Here is a 3,415-nt window from a genome sequence, read left to right on the forward strand (position 1 = left end):
TTACAGTGGTACATAAACCAATGCCGGATATTTTTATGGCAGACCATAAACAAAAGCAAAACACCCCGTTTTTTTACGTAAGCAATTATAAGTATCGTTATAATGGGCAGGAGTTACAAGATGAGTTTGGACTCAATTGGTACACATACCGTTACAGAAATTACATGCCCGATATAGGACGTTTTTTCGGGGTTGATCCAATCTCAGAAGATTATTACAACATCAGTACGTATCAATTTGCACATAATAATCCTGTCTGGAAAATTGAAATTGAGGGTCTGGAAGGAGCACCGACGACAAATAAAGATATCCAAAGTAACGCAGGAAATAATAAGGCTTATAACGAATGGAAACAACATAACACATCAAAATATAGTTTATCAGAAGCTTTTGGAGCTGGTTCTCCATGGAAATGGTCAAATAGTGCACGAGTTGTAGCTAATAATTTTGCTACAAGAGGAGCTTCAAAAGAAGCTAAAGAAGCTGTATTAAAGAGAAATGGACCAGTAGCAGAAGATAATGATAGAGGAAGTGATAGAGGTGCATATAGGCATGCTTTGTGGAGTGCTCTCATGACTAAAGAATATGGAGCAGAAACTGCTAAAAGTATTGCAGATTCTCATGAAGGAGCTACTATTGATATATCTAATAAAAACAATCTAAATAATATCGTACAAGCCGATGGTATTGCTGATGAACTCAATAACCAAATAGGTAGAAAATATGGAGAAGAACGAAATTTTGCTACAAAGAAAGGACTAGCATTAACAATTTTAGATATTTTTAAAACAGAAGGTCTTTATACCATTAAACAAAACAAAGATGGAACTTTTAATGTAACGAAAACAAATATATCAGAAAAAGATTGGAAAGATTTAAGAAATAGAATAATAGAATTAAATGATAATGGAAAGGATAAATAGTCACATCAAGAGTTTATTTTATATATTTACTTTATTCATAATTTTTAATTGTGATAATAAGAAAGATAATTTCTATACCTCAATAGATTCCTACTATTCTTCATGTAAAGAAAAAAATAGTTGTTACATTAACTTAAAAGATTGTTTTCAATTTGAATGGGATAAGTTATATGTTTTTAATAGTGAAAATTATCCAGAAGCAGATAAGGAAGAAATTAGTAAAATAATTGGAATAAAATATAATAAAGCTAGAAGTAATCAAGAATCATTATTAATATTTATAAAAAATAATAAAATAGTTTTCGAAATTAAAGACTCTTATAATTTTAATAATTCATCACCTTATCTATATGTTGATTTTATAAATTTAAAAGACAATTATATAACACCTTCAAAATCTTTATTTAAGATATATCAAAGAAGTGATAGAGGATATACATTAATCAAATAATATTATGAATTATATAGCCTATTGAGTAAAAACATTTTAATTAAAGAAGGTTCACCAGCTGTCTTTGTTTTTAAAGATTTTGAAGGAAATTAGCATTTTTTCGTAAAGAAGAAAATATTAGTAAAACCATTCTAATTCTTTTATTAGGATTTATTCCTTACTCGTGTATTCTTAGTTATTTTGAAAATAAATTTTGTAATTGAGCCAAATTGGATTGCTATTTCAGTAGGTGTATATTACATAATTCCGTTGGTTATCACAATACTTATTGTACAAACTTAAAGCTTATTAAGTAACAGGAATTAATTATTTCATTGCAATTAATTGAAAAGTATTTTTCGGTTCCGCGAATTATAAGTATAAGTACAACGGTAAAGAGCTTCAGGAGGAGCTTAATTTAAACTTATATGACTATGGTGCAAGAAACTATGATCCGGCTTTAGGAAGGTGGTTTAATGTTGACCCGCTGGCTGAAAAATCAAGACGTTTCTCTCCTTACGTTTATGCTTTAAATAATCCTGTTTATTTTATTGATCCTGATGGGATGTTGGCTACTCCGCCTGATGATTATATCTTTAATGAAAAAGGAAATTTTGTTCGGATAGATAGAAATAATCAGCCTGACAAACTTGTTATTGAAAATTCAAAAACAAGGAAGGTCGAAGGTAAATATAACTTTAATGACCCTGTAAATGACCCCAAAGCAATTGAGGAGGGGATTATCACGGAAGTTCTTTTTATTACTAAAGAAGATATTGAATTAGAAATGGAATATGGTTTAATGGGAAGTGAAAAAGAAAATTCTCTTACTTTTATAGAAAGAGAAAGTATACCTAGAGGAGAAGAGTCTAATCTATCTGGAGAAAGTAATGGACAATTAGATTTTAAAAATGGAGGTATGAATATCAGTCCTGTGGGTTTACACTTGGTAAATGGGATAGCTTATAATGATTATGATTATGGTAATTTTTTATGGGGACAAGCTGGTAAAAGACTTGGCTTTAGTCACCCAACGCTTTCAGCTGGTGGTCATTTAAACAATGCTATAAATGGAAAAAAAGATAATCCTGGTTTAACAAATGGAATATATGATTCTCCTGAAGATCAACGAGCTATCAGAAATGGATATTTCTATCCAAACCAACCTCCTAAAAGTATGAATTCTGCGAAAAAACCTGTTTTTGACCCTACTAAATGGATTAAAAATTAATAATATGAAGAAATTAATAATATTGTTAATCAGTTTACTTTCAATTTTTAATTGTAAAGAGCTCGATCATAATAATGATAATAAAATACTCAGTCAACTCCAAAATTCTGATTTTAAAATTTTTGAAAGTGTATATATTAAAACATCAAATGTATTGGACGGAAATAAAAGAGTATCTTCTTTCATAAAAGAATTTAACGGAAACAAATATCATTTACCTAATTTCGAATACTACAATTGTAATGTAGGAGACACTATCTGCTTAAAAACAAAAGCAAAAAGAACATTTGATATTTCTAAATACAGTCTTTCTATTAGTGAAAAGAAAAATCAAGATTATTATTCTACTTTAAATGATATTTCAAAAATTATCAATGAATTTCAAAAATTAGATATATATAAAATTTATAGCAGTACTGAAATTGGTAATTCGATAATATTTTTCATTAAAGACGAAGAATACATTGCTTATATAAGTGATTTCTCAAAAATTAAAAATGAATACTGGAAGAAAAAAATTTCTGAGGATGAACAAATAGATAAACATTGGTATATAAGTAGGTAGAGATAAAACAACAAAGAGTTGCAAGAGGAACTTGGCTTGAATATCTATGACTACGGCGCAAGAAATTATGATCCGGCTATCGGACGTTGGTTTAATGTTGACCCGTTGGCGGAACAATATCGCAGATGGTCTCCATATACCTATGCTGTAAATAATCCGGTATTCTTTATTGATCCTGATGGAATGGTAGCTACTCCGCCAGATGATTACCAATTATTAAAGAATGGCAAAGTAGAGTTGATTAGAGAGACTGAAGATAACACTGA

General features: G+C 29.4%; 5 protein-coding genes and 1 pseudogene. All 6 read left to right on the top strand.

Annotated elements, in window-relative coordinates:
* Nucleotides 1-923: RHS repeat-associated core domain-containing protein (locus H277_RS19425; RefSeq protein ID WP_033422807.1), on the top strand; the 923-nt coding region annotated here is incomplete at its 5' end.
* The gene (locus H277_RS0118275; RefSeq protein ID WP_146810837.1) at nucleotides 907-1,374 is read left to right on the top strand and encodes a hypothetical protein; all 468 of its coding nucleotides are present in this window, start codon (nucleotides 907-909) and stop codon (nucleotides 1,372-1,374) included. The genes H277_RS19425 and H277_RS0118275, both read left to right, overlap by 17 nt.
* 352 nt (nucleotides 1,375-1,726) lie before the next feature.
* Nucleotides 1,727-1,927, top strand: a pseudogene (locus tag H277_RS20095) (RHS repeat-associated core domain-containing protein); the annotation flags it as partial.
* A complete protein-coding gene (locus tag H277_RS20385; protein WP_019977073.1) occupies nucleotides 1,919-2,584 on the top strand; it encodes a polymorphic toxin type 44 domain-containing protein in 666 nt (221 codons plus the stop codon). The pseudogene H277_RS20095 and the gene H277_RS20385, both read left to right, overlap by 9 nt.
* Nucleotides 2,585-2,588: 4 nt before the next feature.
* Nucleotides 2,589-3,149: a hypothetical protein gene (locus H277_RS0118285; protein ID WP_019977074.1), complete on the top strand. Its 561-nt coding sequence runs from the start codon at nucleotides 2,589-2,591 to the stop codon at nucleotides 3,147-3,149.
* 18 nt (nucleotides 3,150-3,167) lie between these two features.
* Nucleotides 3,168-3,415, top strand: a 248-nt coding sequence (locus tag H277_RS20560; RefSeq protein WP_033422808.1) for an RHS repeat-associated core domain-containing protein, incomplete at its 3' end; no start/stop codon positions are given.

The sequence above is a fragment of the Empedobacter brevis NBRC 14943 = ATCC 43319 genome, assembly GCF_000382425.1.
Classification (GTDB): domain Bacteria; phylum Bacteroidota; class Bacteroidia; order Flavobacteriales; family Weeksellaceae; genus Empedobacter; species Empedobacter brevis.